Genomic DNA, 19,718 nt, shown 5'->3' on the forward strand with positions numbered 1-19,718 from the left:
TCGGTGCGCCATTCGCGCACCGACCAGCCGATGTCCGTTCCGACCATGGGAGCACCGTGACCAGCCCAGCGCCCACGCCCCGAGTGAGCCTCGTCATCCCGCTGTACAACGGCGCCGCAGTGATCGGCCGGGCCCTCGACAGTGTCCGCGCGCAGACCTTCGGCGGCTGGGAGGCCGTGGTCGTCGACGACTGCTCCACGGACGGGGGCGCGCAGGCCGTCCGCGACTACATCAGGGCCACCGGCGATCAGCGCATCCGGCTGGTCTCCCTCCAGGCCAACTCCGGCCCCAGCGCTGCGCGCAACGCCGGCGTCGCCGCGTCCACGGGCGAGTTCGTGGGCTTCCTCGACAGCGACGACGAGCTGCTCCCCCTCGCGCTGGACCACCTCCTCGCGCTCGCGGCGGACCCGGCGGTCGACGTCGCCGCCGGAGCCCACGTGGCCAAGCTGGCCAGCGGGCGCGAGAGTGTCCGGCCCGACCGCGTGACGGGCACGCTCACCGGCCTCGAAGCGGTCGAGGCGCTCCTGCAGGAGCGCATCTGGAACTACAACCACGGCAAGCTCTACCGCCGGCGCCTGTTCGATGCCGTCCAGCACCGCGAGGACATCCGGCGCTACGAGGACATCATCTTCAACGCGGCGGCCTATTCCTACAGCACCGCGGTGAGGTTCAGCGCCACCCCGGTCTACGCCTACTACGTCGACGCTGCCTCGACCACATGGTCGCAGAAGCTCACCGCCGACTTCGTCACGGACACCGAAGCGTTCCTGCGCGACGGCCTCAACCCAGGGGTGGCCCCCCTCGTCTCGCAGCGGTCCTGGCGCTGCATGCGGGCCACGCTCGCGGTGGTCGTGCTCTCCGGCGCCCTCGCCGGCGGTGCCGACGGGCAGACCGTGGCGGCCCTCTCGGCCGTCCTGCGGGACAAGGTCCGGCTGCGGGACCTGCCGGACGTGTTCATGTGCGCGCCCGTCATCGCCGCCTCGGCCGTCGCAGCGCGGGTGGCACCGGGCCTCTACGCGACGGCGTACCGGTCCTACATCCGCCGCCAGTACGAGCTCGGGGCATGAGCCGGCAGCCCGAGCAGGCGGTGGCCGTCGCGGCTGCGCCGGCCAGCCACCGGTTCCTGTACCTCCTCGCCGCCGTCGCCCAGGGCGCCGGTCCGCTGATCACCCAGCCGTTCGTGCAGCGGACCCTCGACCCCGAGCAGTGGGGCCGGGTCTCGTTCTCGATCTCGCTCGTGTCCGTCGCGCTGATCGTCATCCTCGTGGGCCTGCCGCTCATCATCACCCGCGCCTACTTCGACGGCCCCGACGGCCCGCGCAAGGCGGCGTCGCTGTCCGGCTTCGGCATCCTGCAGAGCGCCGGCCTGGGCGTGCTCGGCGTCGGCGTCGCCGTCGCGCTGGCCGCCGCGGCCGGGCGACTCGCCGACAACCTCTCCACGGTGATCGCGCTGGCGGTGGTCGGGCTGCTGGGCGGAATCCAGATGTGCCTCTCCGTCCTGCGGGCGCAGCACCGGGCCATGGCCTTCGTCGGGATCACCATCGGCGCCCAGACGCTCGGTCACCTCGCGGGCCTCGCCGCCGTCCTGTTCGTCTCGCGCAGCGCCGCGGCGTACATGGGCGCCTTCGCCGTCGTCGTCGCCCTCACCTCGGCCGCCAGCCTGATCGCCTCGAAGCCGGGCCGGCCCTTCGCCTTCCCGGGACTGGTGGGCTCGGCGCTGCGGACCTCGGCGCCGATGCTCCCCCACAGCGTCGCGCTCGTGCTCATGCTCCAGGGCGAGTCGTTCATCCTCACCGCCCTCCACGGACCGGCGTTCTACGGCAAGTACGGGGCCATGCTGCCCATGGCCCTCGGGCCCCTCGCCGTGATCATGGCCCTCGCCAACGTGTGGGAGACGGCCATCCTCGCGCACCGCGGGGACGACGCGAAGGGCGCCGTGCGCCGCATCATGGTCGAGGGGGTCGCCGTCGGCGTGGCCCTCGCGGTCGCCGCGAGCGCGTCCGCCGTGCTGGCCGCCAACATCCTCGCGCACGACCCGACCGTCGAGCAGCTCCAGCTCGCCCGGATCATGCCGGCCATGGCCATGGGCTACATCGTCTTCCTGCTCGGCACGACGCAGCTCGTGGCCATCGGCCGCACCCGCCTCATGGCGCTGGTCACCCCGGCCGTTGCCATCCTCGATCTGGCGGTCATGCTGATCCCCGCCGCGACGGGGAGCCTGTTCTGGGTGGGGGCCACCAAGGTGCTGGCCTTCGTCCTGCTGGGCCTGGCCTACATGGCCGCGGCGCGGCGCCACGGCCGCCATCTGATGGACGCGCGGATCATGGTCCTCGGCCTGGTGGTGAGCGTCGCCGTCTGCGCCCTCATGCTCCTGCTGCCCACCGACTTCTGGTTCGGCGTCGGGACCTTCGCCGCGGCCCTGGTCGCGTTCGCCGCCGCCGCGCTGTGGCTGTGGCGTTCGGGACGGCTCAAGGCCGTCATCGGCTGACGCGGGAGCCCCCAAAAGAAGGGCAGGCACAGACACCGGCGGCGCCGGACCGGAGGGTCCGGCGCCGCCGGTGTCGTGCGGGGCTGCCGCCTAGGGGCGCAGCGCGTGCACCGTGAGCCTCTTGAGCCCGGGCCACATCCGCTTCTGGACGACCTTGGGGGTCAGCGACACCGCGTTGAGCCGGGAGGTCAGGTGGACGCGGGCCGCGCGGGCCGCCCTCGTCCATCCCAGACGGGCGAAGTCGGCGGCGCACTCGTCGAAGAAGGCCCGCTCCTCGGCGAACCGGCGCCCGTCGAGGGCGCGCACGGAGGAGTCCGACTCGCGGTGGCGCCGGTACTGGAAGCACACGGTGTCGGTGACGAGCATCTTGCCGCCGTCCATGATGATGTCCATCGCGAGGGCGAGGTCCTGGACCACGTTGTACTGCTCGCGGAAGTCGTGCTTGAGGATCGCCTCGGCACGCCAGGCCACCGAGGGGAAGTAGAGCCAGTCGCCGGTGATGAGGCTCTCCGCGATCGCCTCACCCTCGATGATGGCCTCCGACGAACCGCCGACGGCGAGCCTCCGCAGGAAGCCCTTGACGCGGTCGCCGAGCGGCTCGTAGACACTGCCGTTCTCGTCGATCACCTCGACGCCGGGCTGGACGATCGCCACGTCCGGGTTCTGGAACGCCTTGCGGACCGTGCCGATGTAGTTCGGCAGCATGATGTCGTCCGCGCCCATGACCACGACCACATCGTGCTCGACGAGGGACAGGCACTTCTTGTAGTTTCCGTTGGCGCCGAGGTTCTTCTCGTTGCGGAAGTAGCGCACCCGCGGATCGCCCTCGACCAGGTTGGCGAAGTACTCCGGGAGCGTCTCGTCGGGGTAGCCGTCGTCGACGATGGTCAGACGGAAGTCCTCGTCCTCCTGGCTGAGCACGGAGGCCACGGCGGCCTTCATCATGGCAACGTCCCCGTAGTAGGGGAACATCACGTCAATGGTCACTGTCAACCTCTTCTGATGCGATCGGGCGTGCAGGATGGTGCACTGCGGTCGGGTCTTGGGGGATCTCGGCCGAGGTCGTGGCGGTCCTGCGGAGCACGTCGACGGACTGGCGCAGGATGGCCACCTCTTCGGCGAGGATCCTGGTCTCCTCCTCGAGGACCGTGAGCTCGCGCGAGACATGGAGGCCGACGCCGACGAGGAGCACGATCGAGAGGGCGAAGAGGAGGTTGGCCGGAACCTTGATGCCGACCAGGGACGCTGCCCAGTCCAGCAGCCCCGGGAAGATCCCCAGGATGATCGTGAGCCCGCCGACGACGAGCCACAGGACGGCGTACTTCTCGCGCAGCTTGCCGGAACGGAGCATGGCCAGAACGGCCAGCACCATCCCGATCGCGATGACGAGGGAGAAGGCGACGCTCACGCGGAGGCCCCCGTCTCCCCGGCGATGTCGCCGGCGGCGGGCGCGCTGATCTCGGCGGGCATCTTGGTGCGGGGGCGTGCGAGCGCGAAGCAGAGCACGAGACCTGATCTGGCCAAGTAGATGGTCGCCTTCCAGGGGCTGTGGCTCGGCGTGCCGGCCTGCCGGGCCTTCATTTCGACGGGGACCTGGGTGACCTTGCACCCCGACTTCACCGCCACGACGAGGGAGTCGATGGTGTCTCCGAGGTACTCGGCCGGGAAGTGCTCCATGTACTGGTGCAGCGCCTTGAGGTTCGCTGCCCGGAAGCCGGAGGTGACATCGGTCAGGCGCGTTCCGGCGACCGCGGAGATGACCCTCGCGAGCACGACCATGGCCCAGCGGCGGGGGCCCTTGGCGCCGTACGTCCCGCGGCCGGCGAAGCGTGCTCCGATCGAGATGTCCGCGCCGTCGAGCCCGGCGAGCACCCGGTCGATGTCGTGCGGATCGTGCTGGCCGTCGGAATCGACCTGGATGGCGCGCGTGTAGCCGTTCCGGAGCGCGTACTTGAACCCTGCCCGCATGGCTCCGCCGACGCCGAGGTTGAACGGCAGCCTCAGCACCGCCGCTCCGGCTTCGGCGGCAATCCGTGCCGTCGCGTCCTTCGAGCCGTCGTCCACGACCAGGATGTCGTGGTGCGGGACGATGGCCCTCACGTTCTGGATGGTGCCGCCGATGGCTTCCGCCTCATTCCAGGCGGGCATGATGATGAGCGCGCCTGATCGCCTCGGTGTACCCATGATTGGCAACTATACCAAGAGCCCCCGGTCCCCCTTCTGCACGTCCGACACAGCACGACAGGGCATACTTAGGGGGTTGACCGACGCGAGGAGCCTCACCAGATGACCTGGATCCAGACCATCCCGACCTTCGCGGCAGCATTGGTGGTGATGTTCGGGCCCGGTCTGGCGGTGCTCGCAGCGGCCGGTGTCAGGCGGCTGAACCTCGCCGCGCTGGCCGCTCCGGTCTCCGCCTCCGTCGCAGGCTGCACGGCCGTGGTGGCGCCCTTCGTGCGGCTGCCCTTCAACCCGGTGGTCTACTTCGTGGTCTCGGCCGTCCTGGTCGTCGGCACCCTGGCCGTGCGCATCCTCTGGCGCCGCCGGTCCTCCCAGCGTCACGGCGGCGGGGTCCTCGCCTCCAACGGTCCGCTCACGCACCTCGACCTCGGCCGGTGGATCGTCTGGGCCGGCGTGCCGCTCTCGGTAGCGTTCGCTGCCCTCGTCATCGGCCGCCGCTACATCCTCGGCTTCGGCGCCCCCGAAGACTTCTCGCAGACGTTCGACAACATCTACCACCTCAACGCGATCCGCTACATCGAGGACCACGCCAACGGGTCCTCTCTCACGCTGGGCAACCTCACCGACGCGTCCCACTCGTTCTACCCGGCCGCGATGCACGACTCCATGGCGCTCATCCTCCAGCTGGCCGGCGGCCCCGTGCCGGTCGTGGTCAACGTCGCGACGATCGTCATCGGAGCCCTCGTCTGGCCGCTCTCGTGCCTGTTCCTGATCAGCCGGATCGTCGGATACCGCCCGGTTCCGCTCATGGCCGCCGGGGCGCTCTCGGCGGGCTTCAGCGCCTTCCCCTACCTCATGGTGGCGTTCGGCGTCCTGTACCCCAACCATGCCGCGATCGCGCTCATGCCGGCCGTGCTCGGGCTGGCGATCGAGGCCCTCGGCATGGCGCGCAGCCAGCCGTCCTCGCCCCTTCCGCCGATCCTCGCCCTCGTCGCGACCTTCCCCGGCCTCGCCCTGACCCACCCCTCGACGGCGATCGGCCTGCTCGGCTTCGCGGTGCCGGTGGTCTGGGCGCGCTTCTTCGTCACCTGGGGCGCGTGGCGGAAGCGGACGACGTCGCGCCGGGCCCTGCGCGTCTGGGGCGCCTTCGCGCTGGTCTACTCCATCGGGGTGGCCGGCATCTGGTACCTGCTGCGGCCGAGCCTGAGCGCCGCCCCGTGGGCCCCCTTCCAGTCCAACGCGCGGGCCATCGGCGAGGTCCTCGCGAACGCCCCCATGGGGACGACGGTCGCCTGGATCCTCACCCCCCTGACCTTCATCGGCCTGTACGTGCTGGCCCGCCAGCTGCGCCGCCTCTGGTGGGTCCTGGCGATGTACGCGATCGGGGGCGCCCTCTACGTCGTCGTCTCGAGCTGGAACCCGGGCTGGCTGCGCACCTTCCTCACGGGCGTCTGGTACAACGACAGCTTCCGGCTGGCGGCCATCCTGCCCGTCGTGGCCCTTCCGGTCGCCATCCTGGGCGCAGAATGGCTCCTCTGGCGCCTCCGCGCCGGCCTGGAGCTCGCGCGGGAATGGGCGGCCGGGACGAAGCGCCTGAGCCCGCTCGCCGCCTCGGCCGCGCCACGTTGGCAGGGCATCACCGCCATCGTGGTCTCCCTCGTGATCCTGGTGATGGGCGTGGGCTCGCAGGGCGGAACGCTCTCGAGCGTCCAGGACCGCATCCACCAGGTCTTCACCCTCGACGCCAACTCGATGCTCGTGGACTCGGACGAGCGCGCGCTGCTCCAGCAGGTCCCGGGCATCGTGCCTGCTGGCGACACCATCGTGGCCAACCCCCTCATGGGCGGCTCCCTCGTGTACGCGCTCGAGGACCGGCGCACCGTGGCCCCGCACGTCTTCGGCGACCGGAACCCCACTGAGGCGATGGTCCTCAACCATTGGGACGAGGCGGCCTACAACTCGCGGGTGTGCCCCGCGATCAAGGAGCTGCGGGCCTACTGGGCGCTCGATTTCGGCGACAAGACCGTCATCCCGTCCGATGACCCGTTCGTCGGGCTCAACGACCTGGCCACGGACTCCGCCCCTGGCGTCAAGCTCGTCGCCGAGGTCGGCCACGCGCGGCTCTTCAGAGTGAACTGCCCCTAGCGGCCTCCTCGGCCGCCTCCGCACCGCTGGACGCCCGCACGGCTGGTGGGAAGACCCAGAGGCGCATGAGCGTGAAGGTGCAGGCCGCGACCACGGCGGTGGCCGCGAGCTGCGCGGGGATCTGCGGCCAGCCCCAGCCCTCGACGAGCGCAGTGAGCAGGACGTAGTTGACCCCGTAGCCGACCGCGTTCGCCCCGAGGAATCGCAGGACGGTGGGCCAGAGCGGTCCGTCGTGGCCGAACGTCCAGGCGCGGTTGCCCCAGAAGCTCACGGCCATGCCGACCACGTAGCTGACGGTCATGGCCTCGGTGTGCCCGACCCCGGCGAGGGACTGCACGACGAAGAGGCCGTAGCCGACGGCATTGTTCACGAGGCCGACCACCACGAAGCGGAAGAGCCTCGCCAGCGCCGCAGGGCCCGGGCGCCGGAGGTCCGGCGTCATGCGTCGCCGACGCGCGCGGCGCCGTTCGGGGCGCCCGCCGTCGGCCGCCCCTCCCCGTGCCGGTACACCGACCGCACGGTGTAGAGCGGCCGGTCCTGCACTTCGCGGTAGATGCGGCCGATGTACTGGCCGAGGATCCCCAGCATGCTGATCTGGAGTCCGCCCACGAACAGCACGCTCATGACGATGAAGGTCCATCCGTCCACGACGTTCTGGGGCGCGAAGAGCTTCATCGCGAGCGCGTACAGCGCGCCGAGGACGGCAAGCCCCGAGGCGAGGAAGCCGATCCTGGAGATGACGGTGAGCGGGAACGTGGAGAAGCCGAGGATCCCGTCCGCCGCGAGCTTGAGCATCTTGGCCATCGGATAGCCCGTCTCGCCGTGCAGCCGCTCATCGCGGTCGAACGGCACCGCCACCTGCGTGAAGCCGACATGGCTGACCATCCCGCGCAGGTACCGGTCCACTTCGCGGTACTTCTTGAGCTCCTCGACGACGCGGCGGTCGATGAGCCGGAAGTCGCCGGTGTTGGCGGGGATGTCGATGTCGGAGAGCCTGCGCAGGAGGCGGTAGTACGCGGACGCCGTCGTGCGCTTGAACCAGGAGTCCTTCCTGGTTCGCCGCTCGGCGTACGCGACGTCCGCGCCCCCCTGCCAGGCGGCCACGAGGTCGAACACCACCTCCGGCGGATCCTGCAGGTCGGTGTCCATGATGACTACGGCGTCGCCCCGCGCCTCGTCGAGGCCCGCCGTCACGGCGATCTGGTGCCCGAAGTTCCGCGAGAAGTCGATCACGACCACGCGCGGGTCCCGGCGCGCGAGGCCGCGGAGCACCGCAAGGGACTCGTCGGTGCTGCCGTCGTTGACGTAGATGAACTCGGCCTCGTGGCCCAGCTGCTCGACGATCGCGGTGAGGCGCCCGTGCAGGGGATGCACGTTCGCCGCTTCGTTGTGGACAGGGAGGACGAAGCTCAGGAGCCCGGCGGACGGTCGGTCGGCGTCCCCCATGTTTTCAAGCACGCTCACGATTCTACGAGACGGCCGCGGAGCCGGCGGCGTCCGGGTCCGGGCGCCTTCTCGCGCGCCAGCGCGCGAGCGCGGCGTGGCCGTCGGCGACCGCGGCCGAGACGAGCACCGCGACCACCGGGACGTAGAGGTAGATGTAGCGGGCCCTGTTCTCGAAGAGGGCCAGGAAGACCAGCAGTGCCAGGAAGGCCAGCCGCCCGGCCGTGCCGGCCCAGGCGTCCCTGCCCGGGCCCCTGATCAGCGCCGAGAGGGCGAGGACCGCGAGCACGGCGAACCATGCCGCCTGCCAGGCGCTGCGCAGGAAAGGTGCGCCGTCGCCATCGAACGTGTAGAAGCGGCGGATCTGCTCGCTGAGCGGATCGTGGGCGGGGAAGCTGTGGTTCTCCCGGGTGACCCCCTCCGCCCAGGCGTAGAACGATCCGTCGCCGAGCGACCAGCCGAGCTTGTCCAGGAGGAAGCCCGGGTAGCCCGTGGGCCCCATGGCCTCGACGCGGTCGAGGTAGCCGTTGAGCCCGTTGGCGAATCGGTCTGCCGGCGGGGTGCTCAGGGTGTTCCGGATGTCGTCCGCGTTGAAGCCGCCCCGCCCCGTGGCACCCATCTTGAGGAAGTGCGTGAACGGCACTGCCTGCGTATTGGTGTCGAGGTTGAACTGGACGACGTGCGCGCCCCTGACCGCCGCGCTGCTGCCGAAGAACGCCGCGCCCGCGAAGGCGAGGGCCACGAGCGCCGCCACCGCGGTCCGGACCCACTCGCGGGCCCCCTCGAGGCGAGCATCGTCGTCAGCCCCGCCGCTGCGAGGGCGAAGACCACCGTCGGCTTGATCTGCGCCCCGACCGCGGTGAGCACGCCGACCGCGGCCCAGAGCAGTACCGAGCGCCCACGGGGGGCGGTGCGGGCCACGTCCGCGAGGAGCAGGATGGCGATGGGGAACGGCATCGAGAGCGTGTCGGAGTAGGGGACCCCGCTCCACGGCCCGAGGGCCACGAACGGAACGGTGACGAGCAGGGTGCCCACGCCGGCCGCCTGGCCCGCCACCCGCCGGGCGAGGCGGACGGCGAGGAGCGAGCTCACGGCCATGAAGAGGGCGTGCAGCCAGATCGCCGCGGCCAGGGTGTCCGTCACGCCGAACGCGCCGACGAGCTTGAAGTAGCATCCGAGCGCGAGGGCCAGGAAGAGGTTGTTCGGGTACCAGGCGAAGTACTGCTCCGCGAAGTCGTAGTGCGTGCCCCGCGCGAAGGCCGTCGCGGTGTCCAGGACCGCTCCGGCATCCCAGCCCGGCGGCACGCGGACGGCCAGTCCGATGACCGCGGGAACGAGCGTGAGGACCAGCAGGGCGGCTGCCGCGAGGGTCCACCGGGCCGGGCGGGGCATCCGGTCGAGCCTGCCGGCGCACCACGCGGCGGCCGTGTGCAGCAGCGGCGTGAGGGCGAGGAGACCGAGGGCTGCGGCCACGACGAGCGCGGTGCTGTACGGAACGAGCGTGGGCGGCGGGTCCGCCACGACATCGACGAGGACGAGCGCCACCAGCGTGGACAGGATCGCGGCGACGGCGATGGCCCCGCGGGGCCTGCGCTCGGCCTCCCCCGTGGCCGCCTCCTGCGGCTCAGCCGTGGACCGCAGCATCGAATCTCCTGCTGACCAGGGGCACGAGCGACTTGACGTAGGTGCGCGAGACGTGGTCCCGGTCGAAGTAGACGTGGGCGCCGCCGATGACCGCATAGCAGGTATTCCCGGGGCAGAACTGGTCGGAGAGGTCCAGGACGCTGAGGCGCCGGTCGTGGAGCGCGCGGACGCCCTCTGCCAGCGGGTCCGGGGGAAGCGCCGCCGACCGGGGGTTCGAGCACCTCTGCGGATCGTCCGGATTCTGGGCGACGCAGTCGGGGGTGGAATGGTCGAGGGTGAGGGGGGTGTCCCGGATCACGAGGACACGGGACCCGGCAGCGGCCCAGGGCACGAAGCGGCGGCTGACTGCGGACCGGTACTGGTCCAGCTGCGGCCGGCCCGTGCCGTCGTCCACGGTCTCGCCGCTGGCGAAGGTGGACGCGATGACCAGGTTGGGCCGTTCCGCGGTGATCCTGGCGGCGAGGTCGCGGCTCCAGCTCAGGCATTTCTGCTGCAGCGCCGGGTTGTCCGACGGCACGCCCATGAACGCCACGCGCTTGGCGTCGACGAGCGGGCATCCTCCGACGAGGCTCTCGTAGAGGACCCAGTGCCGCTGCCGGGCGAGCTCGTGGATCGCGGCCTTCCACTGTTCGGCGTGGGAGTCCCCGACGAGCCAGACCGTCTCGGAGGCGGGCTGGCCCTGGGTGAAGTCGCACCGCAGGAGGGCCCTCTGCTGGCCGGCCATGACCGGGTTGGGCGCCGGGCTGCATTCCGGGGCGTTGAACCAGGGGGCCTCGCCGTCGCCGACGTTCGCGACCTCGGCGGGACCGAAGGGGTCCGTGCATCCCTTCGGATCGGCAAGGCTCGCCGCGCCGAAGCACGCCCCGCTCGCCAGCAGGGCCGCCCGGTGCTCCTGGGCCGCCTGCTCGGCGGACGCGGCGCCGGTCAGGGACAGTCCGGCGACGGCCACGGCGCTCATCGCCGCAGCCGTCGCCAGGATCACCTTCCGCGGGGACGAGGCGCGCAGCAGCCGGCTCCTGCCCGGGTCCTCGACGAAGCGCTTGGTGGCGGCGGCGAGCACGAGCGAGAGGGCCACGATGGCGATCCGGTCGGCCGTGCCGGCCTCCCTCGCGAGGACCGCCGGGGCGAGGATGATGAGCGGCCAGTGCCAGAGGTAGAGCGAGTAGGAGATGTCCCCCACGTACTGGACGGCCCTGTTCTCAAGGACGCGCACGGGCGACCACCCGGGGCGCTGGGGCCCGGACGCGATGATCAGCGCCGTCCCCGCCACGGGGACGGCGGCGAGGTAGCCGGGGAAGGGCGTGGTCTCGTTGAAGGCGAGCGCCGCGACGACGAGGAGGACGAGCCCCGCCGTCTGGAGGATCCCCCTGACGGGCATCGGCAGGGGCCGTGTGCCGCGCTCGCGGAGCCGGTGGCCGACGACCGCGATGAGCCCGCCGGCCGCGAACTCCCACGCGCGCCCCGGGGTGACGAAGTACGCGGGGCTGCGGTCCGTCATCGTGTACCAGATGCAGAAGGCGAAGGAGGCGGCCCCCACGAGCGAGAAGGCGAGCGTGAGGCTGCGGTGGTGGCGGAAGCCGAATCTCCTGGCCACGGCCCAGGCGGCGAGGAGCAGGAGCGGCCACAGCAGGTAGAACTGCTCCTCCACGGACAGCGACCAGTAGTGCTGGACTGTGGAGGCGCCCTCGCTGTGGGCCGAGTAGTCGACCGACTTGGCCGCCAGCACCCAGTTCTCGGCGTAGAAGGCGGCCGCGATGGTCTCCTGGGCAATGACCGCCCAGCGGTTGAACGGCAGCCAGATGTACGCCGCCGCCAGGGCCACCAGCCCGACCAGGAGCGCCGCGGGGAGGAGCCTCTTGGCGCGCCGTGCGTAGAACGAGCCGAGCCGGACCGTCCCCGTCCGGCGGACCTCCGACAGGAGGTGGTTGCTGATGAGGTAGCCGGAGATGACGAAGAAGATGTCGACGCCGACGTAGCCGCCGGGGAGGTGCCGGGGCCACACGTGGTTCACGACGACGGCGGCCACCGCGAGGGCCCGGAGGGCCTGGATGTCCTTGCGGACCGTGCGCGGAGCGGCGGGGGCCGCGGCTGCCGGCTCCGTGGAGCGCCGCTCCCCCGGCTCGGTCTGCGTCACGGCGGCGCTACTTGCCGCTGCGCGCGAGGTACGCGCAGCGGGCGAGTCCGGGCATCACCGTCTGGATGGCCCACTTGATGGAGGTGGGCGAGGCGGCGACGAGGGCGAGGAAGTCCTGGTCCGTGTTGAGCAGGAGGGTCGAGCCGCGCCGTTGGGCGGGGATCCCGGCCAGGGTCTTGCCGTCCGCGATGTCTTTGTGCTCGTCCGGGCGGACCCCGACCACGACGACATCCGCCACGAGCTCGTCGGCCCGGTTCGCGTCGAGGTAGACCGTCTTGGGACCGGACCCCGCGCTGTTGGGCTGGGCGTCCGCGACGATCCTCGCCAGGGCGGGCGCGGGCTTGAGGCCGAAGTCCGCGAGGACGCGCATGGCGTTGGAGTCCTGGGTGTGGACCTCGAACGAGGCCCCGGGCACGGAGCGTGCCTCCAGGCACAGCACGGTGGCGCCCGCGAGGTCCTTGTAGGCGCCCGCCGCGTCGCGGATGGCGCCTTCGGTGGAGGTCACGAGCGAGCGGCCGGCGTCCTTGCGGCCGAGCGCCTGGGCGACCATCGTCGTCGTCGTCCGCCAGTCGGTGTCCTTCGGGCGGCCGGGCCACGCGACGGTGGGGGCGATCTTGGTCAGCTGGGTGTAGATGTCCGCCGTCTCGGACGCGTCCCTCCCGAAGGCGGCGTTGACGGCGAGGATGAGGTCGGGCTTGATGTCGGTCAGGTCGCCCCAGGGCACACCGCCGTCGTCGTGGTAGTTGCGGGGCAGGAGCGCGTCGAGCTGGCTCACGGCCTTGGAGAACCAGGGCGGAGTCCCATAGCCGCGCAGCGCCTCCACCGGGTAGCCGGCGGGCAGCACGCCGAGCTCGACGCAGACGTCTGCACTCGACCACCCGAGGGTGGCGATGATGCGCGGCTCCTCCTCGATGGTGGTGGATCCCAGGGCGTGCCTGATGGTCGTCGGGAAGGAGTTGTCCTCGACGGCGGTCCGGTCGGCGCTCTTCTTGTCGAGGCACCCGGTCAGGAGGAAGGGCAGCGACACGCCCCCCGCCAAGAACGCCCGTCGGCTCCAAGAGCTGGTCGACGTCGTCGGGGGCTTCGGCATCCGCTTCCTCATCCTTCATTCCTCGAACGCCGGAAGGGCCGGCGCACCCAGTCAATGGTAGCGGTCAAGGCTTGACGAACTTGACGACCACGTGGCCGGGGCCCGTCCAGCGCGCCTGTTCCGTGAACCCGCGGCTGCGGAGGAACTGCTCCTCCTGGGGCTTCTCCACCGGCCTGATGGCGAAGACGACCTTCTGCCGGTCCACGAGGGCCGATCGGCTCTCGAGCGGGAACCGCTGATCGAAGATCAGGCCCCACTGCGCGGCGCTGATGCCGCGGGTGAGGTCCACGAGCCCCTCGAAGGGCCGGGGGTAGGCCGCAAGGAAGAGGTCCTCCCCCGCGGCGACCGCGAAGGACTCCCCCGGCCGGGCATGGTCCCGGATCGTGTCAGCGACGAAGCGGAAGTCATCGGAGGGGCTCCGCGCGAATTCCGTACGCTGCCCGGCGATGGCAAGGACGGCCCCGCCGGCGAGCGTGAGCGCTGCCGCGCCGGCGACCCAGCGGGACGCGGCGGCCCGGCTCAGGGAGACGGCACCGTTGGCGGCGAGCAGGCACAGCCCGGGCGCGGTGAAGGTCAGGTAGCGCGGAAGGTAGTAGGAGCTGCCCATCAGGGCCGATCCGATGAGGAGCACAGCGAGCGGGACCACGATGAGCCCGAGGCCGAGCACGGTGGTGAACGAGCGCGGGCGGCGGACCGTGCCCCAGACCGCGAGCGCCAGCACGGCGACGGCGGTCATCACCATGCCGACGACGAGCGGGGCCGACGCGCGCGGGACGATGCCGGCGTCGGTCCACATCGAGGCGTGCGAGAAGTACTGCAGGAGGAAGATCTCGGGGACCACGTGCCCGTCGAGCGGAGGGATCCAGGCCACCTGGAACGTCTGGCGCGAGGCGAGCGATGCGACCCATGCCGCGAGCCCGGCGGCCGGGACGCTGGCGAGCGCCACCTTCCACCAGTGCGGACGGAGGCTGCGGTCGGCGAGGGCCGCGAGCACCGCGACCGGGGCGAGCAGGATGCAGTAGAACGAGAGCCCGGTGGAGACCATGAGCGCGGCGCCGAAGCCCACGGCGGCGCGCCACCGCCCCGAATCCCTCAGCGCCGCCAGTGCCGCCAGGCAGAGCGAGGTGCCCAGGACCGTGAGCACGTAGGACCGCGCGTCCGTCGCCGCGAACTGGAACCGCGGCAGGAGGACGAGCACGGCGGCGGCGGCGAGCCCCGCGCGCGGGCCGCCGAGGCGTCGGCCCGCCACGGCCAGGGCCGCGGCAGCCGCGGCGCCCGCTGCGATGCTCGGGGCGCGCAGGCTCAGCTCGCTCACGCCCACCGCATCGGTCAGCGACTTCACGAGCATGTAGTACAGGCCGTGGACGACGTCGACCTTGCCCAGCATGAAGAACAGCTCGGGCCACGAACGGCGGACCGCGCTCGCGGTCGCAGCCTCATCGGTCCACAGGCTCGGCACCCAGAAGGCCGGCACGAGGGTGACGAGCGCGAACGCCGCGGCCGCGAGGGGCAGAATCAGGCGCGACCGCTGGGAGACATGCGTCTCCTGCACGGCGCCACCGTGGCTCACGCCTCCGTGCCCGCGGATTCCGCGCTGCGGCGGCGGAGCTCCTTCACCACCTCGTGCACCTCGCCGTCCATGATCACCTTGCCGTGCTCGAGCAGGACCCCCCGCTCGCAGATGGTCGAGACGAGGTCGAGGTCGTGGCTCACCACGAACAGGGTCTTCCCCGCCTCGGCGAGCTCCTTGATCTTGGAGATGCACTTGCGCTGGAACGGCTCGTCGCCCACGGCCAGGATCTCGTCGATGAGGAAGACCTCGGGATCCGTGTGGACAGCGATGCTGAAGGCGAGGCGCAGGTACATGCCCGAGGAATAGAACTTGACCTCGGTGTCGATGAACTCGCCGATCTCGGAGAACTCGACGATCGAGTCGAACATCGCGTCGATCTGCTGCTCCGACATCCCCAGGATCGCGCCGTTGAGGTAGACGTTGTCCCGCCCGCTGAGGTCGTGGTGGAACCCGGCGCCCACCTCGATGAGCCCGGCGACGCGGCCGCGGGTGCGCACCGACCCGGCGTCCGGCTGCAGCACCCCCGAGATGAGCTTGAGCAAGGTCGACTTGCCCGAGCCGTTCAGGCCCATCAGGGCCACGGTCTCGCCCTCCTCCACGTGGAGGGAGACGTCCTTGAGGGCGTCGAACTTCTTGGAGATGTCTCCGCGGCGGCCGCGGAGGATCCACATGACCGCCTCCTTGAGGGAGCGGGTGTGCCGGAGCACGAACTCCTTGCGGACTCCCTGGACCGTGATGGCGGTCTGCATCGTGACGGTGTGGTCAGTCATTCACAGCTCCTGCGCGAACTTGACCGACAGGCGCGAGAACGTGAACTGCCCCACCAGGAGGATGGCCACGGTCACCACGCCCGCGAGGGGGAACCACAGCTCGAACAGCCCCGGCACGGTGGCCGTCGACGGCGCGGTGAGCTGCGCGCCGTCGAGGGTCGGGCGCCAGAAGGCCCAGTGGAACACCTCCACGGCAATGGTCATGGGATTGAGCTGGTAGAGCGGGAAGAACGCCCCCAGCACCCGCTCCACCTGGCTCCACAGGTAGAGGACGGGCGAGGCCCATGTGACCATCATGATCAGCAGGTCCACGAGGTTCTCCGAATCGCGGAAGTATACGTTGATCGCCCCGAAGAACAGCCCGAGGCCGATGGCGAGGACGGCCAGCATCACGAAGGCCGCGACTACCGCCAGCACCGACCACACGGTCGGCAGCCAGCCGAAGAACAGGCACACGACCAGGAGGATGAGGACCTGGGGCAGGAAGTGCGCCGCGGACACCCAGACACTCGCGACCGGGAACAGCTCGCGGGGCAGGTAGATCTTCCGGATGAGGTCCCGGTTGTTCACGATCGACCGCGTGGCATTGCCGAGGGCCTCGGTGAAGAAGTTCACGAGGACGATGCCGGCGAAGAGGTAGATCGGGTAGTTCGGCGTCGACCCCTGGGCGTTCAGGAAGAGCCCCAGGGCGATGTAGAACACCAGGAACTGCATGCCGGGCCGCATGTAGGACCAGACGATGCCGAGGACCGAGCCGCGGTAGCGGACCTTGATCTCCTTGCGGACCAGGAGCTTGAGCAGGAAGCGGTTCCGGTAGACGTCCCTGAGGCCCCCGCTGCGCCCCGGCTGGGTCAGGCCCGCTTCGACGTCAGTGCTTGCCACGGTTCCTTCCTCCATCGCTGCGGGTGTGCTCGGCGAACGTGGCGCGCCAGGCCTCGAGGCTCGTCACGCGTGCCGCGGCCTCGCGGTAGCGGGCGGCGAGGGCGTCCCAGTCGCGCCACAGCCCGGCATGCACCGCGGCGGACTTGGCGATCCCGGGCTTGAGCAGCTCGGGGCGCCGACGGTACCACGAGGACGCCGTGCCCTCGGCGTTGGTGATCACCACGGAGTCGTAGTTGGCCAGGCGCCACCACTTGTTGTCCTTGTGGGCGAGGTGGGCCTGCGGGTGCTCCGCGGCCTCGGGCGCCACCGCGCGGGTCAGCTGCCGCGCGAAGGCCTTCGCGGCCCACGGGATCAGCTCCTTCCTGGTGGGCGACCCCGCCGCGTCGATGCCCCGGGGCGCCTCCGCGCTGTGCGGCGCGGGGAACTCGTCGACGTCGTCGCGGAACTGCGCCTCGCTGTACTGCGACCGGAGGGCGACGGCGTCGGGCAGCTTCACCGGCAGGTCGGCGTGGAGCGCCTCGGGGCCGCGCTGGACATCGGCGAGCGCGATCGAGCGGAGCGCTTCCGCGTAGTACTGCATGGAGAAGAGGTGCTTGACGTCGATCTGGAACGACTCCCGCAGCACGCGGCCGCCGTGGGCGAACGGGCTGTGCAGCAGCGCGGCGACCAGGCGGTTGCGGGCGTAGAAGTAGGCCTGCCAGCCGATGTCGTCCTGCTTGTCCTCCCACGAGACGTGCCAGAGGCCGGCTCCGGGGAGGGAGACCGTGGGGAACCCGGCCTTCTTGGCCCGCAGCCCGTACTCGATGTCGTCCCACTTGATGAACAGCGGCAGCGAGAGGCCGACCTCACGGATCACGGCGGCCGGGATCAGGCACATCCACCAGCCGTTGTAGTCCGAGTCCGCCCGGCGGTGCAGCCACGGCGTCTGACGGAGGTTCGAGTCGACGAAGTCATGCCGCAGGCGCATGTCGACCCTGGGGATCTCCGGGGTGATCCGGTAGGGGTCGACCACCTCGGCGTACGCATGGAGGATGGTCCGGGCGTGCAGGTCGAACATGTGCCCGCCGACCAGCGTGGGCTTCTTGCAGTGATCTGCGAAGGTCACGAGCCGCACAATGCTCTCGGGCTCCACGACGACGTCGTCGTCCAGCAGGAGGACGTAGTCGTAGCCGCCCTCGACGGCCTCGAACATCCCGCGGGCGAACCCGCCGGAGCCGCCGAGGTTGGACTGCTCGATCACCCGCAGGCGGCCGCCGAGCGCCGCCTCGACGGCGGCGAACTCGGGGTGGTCCCGCACGTGGTCGGTGCCCTGGTCGACGATGAGGATCTCGCTGATGCGCTCGAGCACCTCGGGGTGGGCGGCGAACTGCTTGGCGTTCTCGATGCAGTACCCGGGCTTGTTCAGGGTCGTGATCTCGACCAGGACCGATCCGGACCGGGCCGGCACACCGGTGTGGGTCCGCCCGGGACGGGCGTCCCAGTGCGCGCGGACGAGCTGGATCCCATCGCGGCTCGCGTTCAGGTCGAACCAGTACCAGCCGCCGTCGCCGAACGGCGAGAGGTCGAGCTCGAACTCCGCCCGCTGGCGGCCGTCGACGGCGTGGGACGCCACCCGCTGCAGGTGTCCCCTGGCGTTGGACCGGTACACGACGACGGTGCCGCGCCCCTCGGTCTCCACGACGAGGCGCACACGGCGGACCGCGGTCCACCGGCGCCAGTAGCTCGCGGGGAACGCGTTGAAGTAGGTGCCGAACGAGACGTGCTGGCCGGGCCGCACCGCCATCGACTCCCGCGAGAGGAAGTCCTCGTAATGCGCCTCCGCGGGCTGGGACGAGACGAGGTTGAGCTTCTCGTCCGGCTTCCGCGGTTTGCGGTAGAGGGTGTCGTCCTCCACGAGCCGCACACCGTGCGACGAGCCGGCGTCCACGTAGAGGGGGACCACGTCCTCCTGCCCGGTGCCGGGCAGCACGACCCGCTGGATCTCCTGCCAGTCGGAAGCGGCGTCCGGCGAGCCGGCAGCGACAGCGGTCTCCGCCGTCGTCACTCGTCCACTCCCCCGCTCACGAGGGCCTGGCCGCCCTCGAAGTGCGGCTTGATCCTGTTCTCGTACATCGACAGCGCCGAGCCGATGGCCATGTGCATGTCGAGGTACTTGTAGGTCCCGAGCCGGCCGCCGAAGAGGACGTCCTTCTCCGCCTTGGCCAGGTCGCGGTAGGCGAGCAGCTTCGCGCGGTCGGCCTCGGTGTTGATCGGGTAGTACGGCTCGTCGCCCTTCTCTGCGAAGCGGGAGAACTCGCGCATGATGACCGTCTTCTCGGTCTGGTAGTTGCGCTCGGGGTGGAAGTGGCGCGGCTCGATGATCCGGGTGTACGGCACATCGGCATCGTTGTAGTTCACCACCGAGGTCCCCTGGAAGTCGCCCGTGGGGAGGACCTCCTCCTCGAAGTCGATCGTGCGCCAGGAGAGGTCGCCCTCGGCGTAGTCGAAGTAGCGGTCCACCGGGCCGGTGTAGACGACCGGGACGCTGCCGACCACGTTGCCCTTGCTGATGGGCTGCGACTCGTCGAAGAAGTCGGTGCTGAGGCGGACGTCGATGTTGGGGTGGTCGGCCATCCGCTCGATCCACGCCGTGTAGCCCTGGGTCGGGAGGCCCTCGTAGGTGTCGTTGAAGTAGCGGTTGTCGTACGTGTAGCGCACGGGCAGGCGGGAGATGATCCCCGCGGGCAGGTCCTTCGGGTCGGTCTGCCACTGCTTGCCCGTGTAGTGCTTGATGAAGGCCTCGTACAGCGGGCGGCCGATCAGCTGGATGCCCTTGTCGTTGAGGTTCTGCGGGTCGGTGCCCGCGAGCTCGCCGGCCTGCTCGGCGATGAGGGCGCGCGCCTCGGCCGGGGTGTAGTTGGCCCGGAAGAACTGGTTGATGGTGCCGAGGTTGATCGGCAGCGGGAAGACCTCGCCCTTGTGGACGCCGTACACACGGTGCACGTAGTCGGTGAAGGTCGTGAAGCGGTTGACGTACTCCCACACCTTCTCGTTGGAGGTGTGGAAGAGGTGGGCACCGTAGCGGTGGACCTCGATCCCGGTCTGCTCCTCAGTCTCGCTGTAGGCGTTGCCGCCGATGTGGTGGCGCCGGTCGATCACGGTGACCTTGAGGCCCAGCTCGCTGGCTGCCCTCTCGGCCACGGTGAGCCCGAAGAATCCGGATCCGACAACGACGAGGTCTGCAGTCAAGGTGTCTCCCTGTGAGAAAAGCCGAGCGCCGCCGCGCGTGGGGCAGCGACCCGAGATGTCCGGGGTTCAGATTACCCGAGCCGCTCCGGCTTCCCGGAATCGCCGGAGCCCGGGTTGTCCACAACGGGCAGCCTGGCGGT

At 70.6% G+C, this 19,718-nt stretch carries 16 protein-coding genes and 1 pseudogene; 3 read left to right on the plus strand and 14 right to left on the minus strand.

All coding sequences use genetic code 11. From position 1 onward, the window contains the following. Positions 1-56: 56 nt before the first annotated feature. Together SA2016_RS22005 and SA2016_RS12980 are read left to right on the plus strand one after the other, a co-directional pair. Positions 57-1,067, plus strand: a complete 1,011-nt coding sequence (locus tag SA2016_RS22005) for a glycosyltransferase (protein WP_218030573.1) — start codon at positions 57-59, stop codon at positions 1,065-1,067. Further along, complete coding sequence (locus SA2016_RS12980) at positions 1,064-2,488, plus strand: lipopolysaccharide biosynthesis protein (protein WP_066498721.1); 1,425 nt, start codon at positions 1,064-1,066, stop codon at positions 2,486-2,488. Before SA2016_RS22005 ends, SA2016_RS12980 begins: the two co-directional genes overlap by 4 nt. 90 nt (positions 2,489-2,578) lie before the next feature. Here SA2016_RS12980 and SA2016_RS12985 read toward each other — a convergent pair whose 3' ends face one another. From SA2016_RS12985 to SA2016_RS12995, 3 genes are read right to left on the minus strand one after another with little or no spacing between them, the layout of a single operon-like run. Continuing rightward, a complete protein-coding gene (locus SA2016_RS12985; protein ID WP_066498725.1) occupies positions 2,579-3,475 on the minus strand; it encodes a glycosyltransferase family 2 protein in 897 nt (298 codons plus the stop codon). Beyond that, positions 3,465-3,896 carry a DUF2304 domain-containing protein gene (locus tag SA2016_RS12990; protein WP_084249507.1) on the minus strand — a complete coding sequence of 144 codons (432 nt, stop codon included), beginning with the start codon at positions 3,894-3,896 and terminating at the stop codon, positions 3,465-3,467. Before SA2016_RS12990 ends, SA2016_RS12985 begins: the two co-directional genes overlap by 11 nt. Further along, a complete protein-coding gene (locus SA2016_RS12995) occupies positions 3,893-4,672 on the minus strand; it encodes a glycosyltransferase family 2 protein (RefSeq protein ID WP_066498727.1) in 780 nt (259 codons plus the stop codon). Before SA2016_RS12995 ends, SA2016_RS12990 begins: the two co-directional genes overlap by 4 nt. 102 nt (positions 4,673-4,774) lie before the next feature. Here SA2016_RS12995 and SA2016_RS13000 point away from each other — a divergent pair, with 102 nt between their 5' ends. Continuing rightward, positions 4,775-6,814 (plus strand): DUF6541 family protein, encoded by a 2,040-nt coding sequence (locus SA2016_RS13000; protein ID WP_066498730.1) that lies wholly within the window; start codon positions 4,775-4,777, stop codon positions 6,812-6,814. On the opposite strand, the gene SA2016_RS13005 is transcribed toward SA2016_RS13000, so the two are convergent. From SA2016_RS13005 to glf, 11 genes and pseudogenes are all read right to left on the minus strand, one after another. After that, positions 6,795-7,256, minus strand: coding sequence for a GtrA family protein (locus tag SA2016_RS13005; RefSeq protein ID WP_066498733.1), 462 nt, complete (start codon positions 7,254-7,256; stop codon positions 6,795-6,797). The two genes, SA2016_RS13000 and SA2016_RS13005, sit on opposite strands and share 20 nt — an antisense overlap. Continuing rightward, entirely contained in the window at positions 7,253-8,272 is a 1,020-nt protein-coding gene (locus SA2016_RS13010; protein ID WP_218030572.1) for a glycosyltransferase family 2 protein, read from the minus strand. The genes SA2016_RS13005 and SA2016_RS13010 overlap by 4 nt, the downstream gene beginning before the upstream one ends. Before the next feature lie 10 nt (positions 8,273-8,282). Next, the gene (locus SA2016_RS21795) at positions 8,283-9,011 is read right to left on the minus strand and encodes a glycosyltransferase-like membrane protein (protein WP_503413205.1); all 729 of its coding nucleotides are present in this window, start codon (positions 9,009-9,011) and stop codon (positions 8,283-8,285) included. Positions 9,012-9,058: 47 nt separating this feature from the next. After that, positions 9,059-9,997, minus strand: a pseudogene (locus tag SA2016_RS13020) (glycosyltransferase-like membrane protein); the annotation flags it as partial. Then, a complete protein-coding gene (locus SA2016_RS13025) occupies positions 9,882-12,035 on the minus strand; it encodes an acyltransferase family protein (RefSeq protein WP_066498742.1) in 2,154 nt (717 codons plus the stop codon). The gene SA2016_RS13025 and the pseudogene SA2016_RS13020, both read right to left, overlap by 116 nt. 7 nt (positions 12,036-12,042) lie before the next feature. Next, positions 12,043-13,062 (minus strand): ABC transporter substrate-binding protein, encoded by a 1,020-nt coding sequence (locus SA2016_RS13030; RefSeq protein ID WP_066498748.1) that lies wholly within the window; start codon positions 13,060-13,062, stop codon positions 12,043-12,045. A gap of 127 nt (positions 13,063-13,189) precedes the next feature. Then, positions 13,190-14,695, minus strand: coding sequence for a glycosyltransferase family protein (locus tag SA2016_RS13035; protein ID WP_066498750.1), 1,506 nt, complete (start codon positions 14,693-14,695; stop codon positions 13,190-13,192). Next, positions 14,692-15,447 (minus strand): ABC transporter ATP-binding protein, encoded by a 756-nt coding sequence (locus SA2016_RS13040; protein ID WP_066502520.1) that lies wholly within the window; start codon positions 15,445-15,447, stop codon positions 14,692-14,694. Before SA2016_RS13040 ends, SA2016_RS13035 begins: the two co-directional genes overlap by 4 nt. 21 nt (positions 15,448-15,468) lie before the next feature. After that, on the minus strand, positions 15,469-16,365 hold the full coding sequence (locus SA2016_RS13045) for an ABC transporter permease (protein ID WP_066498752.1): 897 nt from the start codon (positions 16,363-16,365) through the stop codon (positions 15,469-15,471). Continuing rightward, positions 16,337-18,394, minus strand: a complete 2,058-nt coding sequence (locus tag SA2016_RS13050; RefSeq protein ID WP_066498756.1) for a glycosyltransferase — start codon at positions 18,392-18,394, stop codon at positions 16,337-16,339. The genes SA2016_RS13045 and SA2016_RS13050 overlap by 29 nt, the downstream gene beginning before the upstream one ends. Next, positions 18,391-19,578: a UDP-galactopyranose mutase gene (gene glf, locus SA2016_RS13055; RefSeq protein WP_066498762.1), complete on the minus strand. Its 1,188-nt coding sequence runs from the start codon at positions 19,576-19,578 to the stop codon at positions 18,391-18,393. The genes SA2016_RS13050 and glf overlap by 4 nt, the downstream gene beginning before the upstream one ends. Positions 19,579-19,718 lie beyond the last annotated feature (140 nt).

Origin of the sequence: Sinomonas atrocyanea, from assembly GCF_001577305.1 — a bacterium.
GTDB classification, from domain to species: Bacteria; Actinomycetota; Actinomycetes; order Actinomycetales; family Micrococcaceae; genus Sinomonas; species Sinomonas atrocyanea.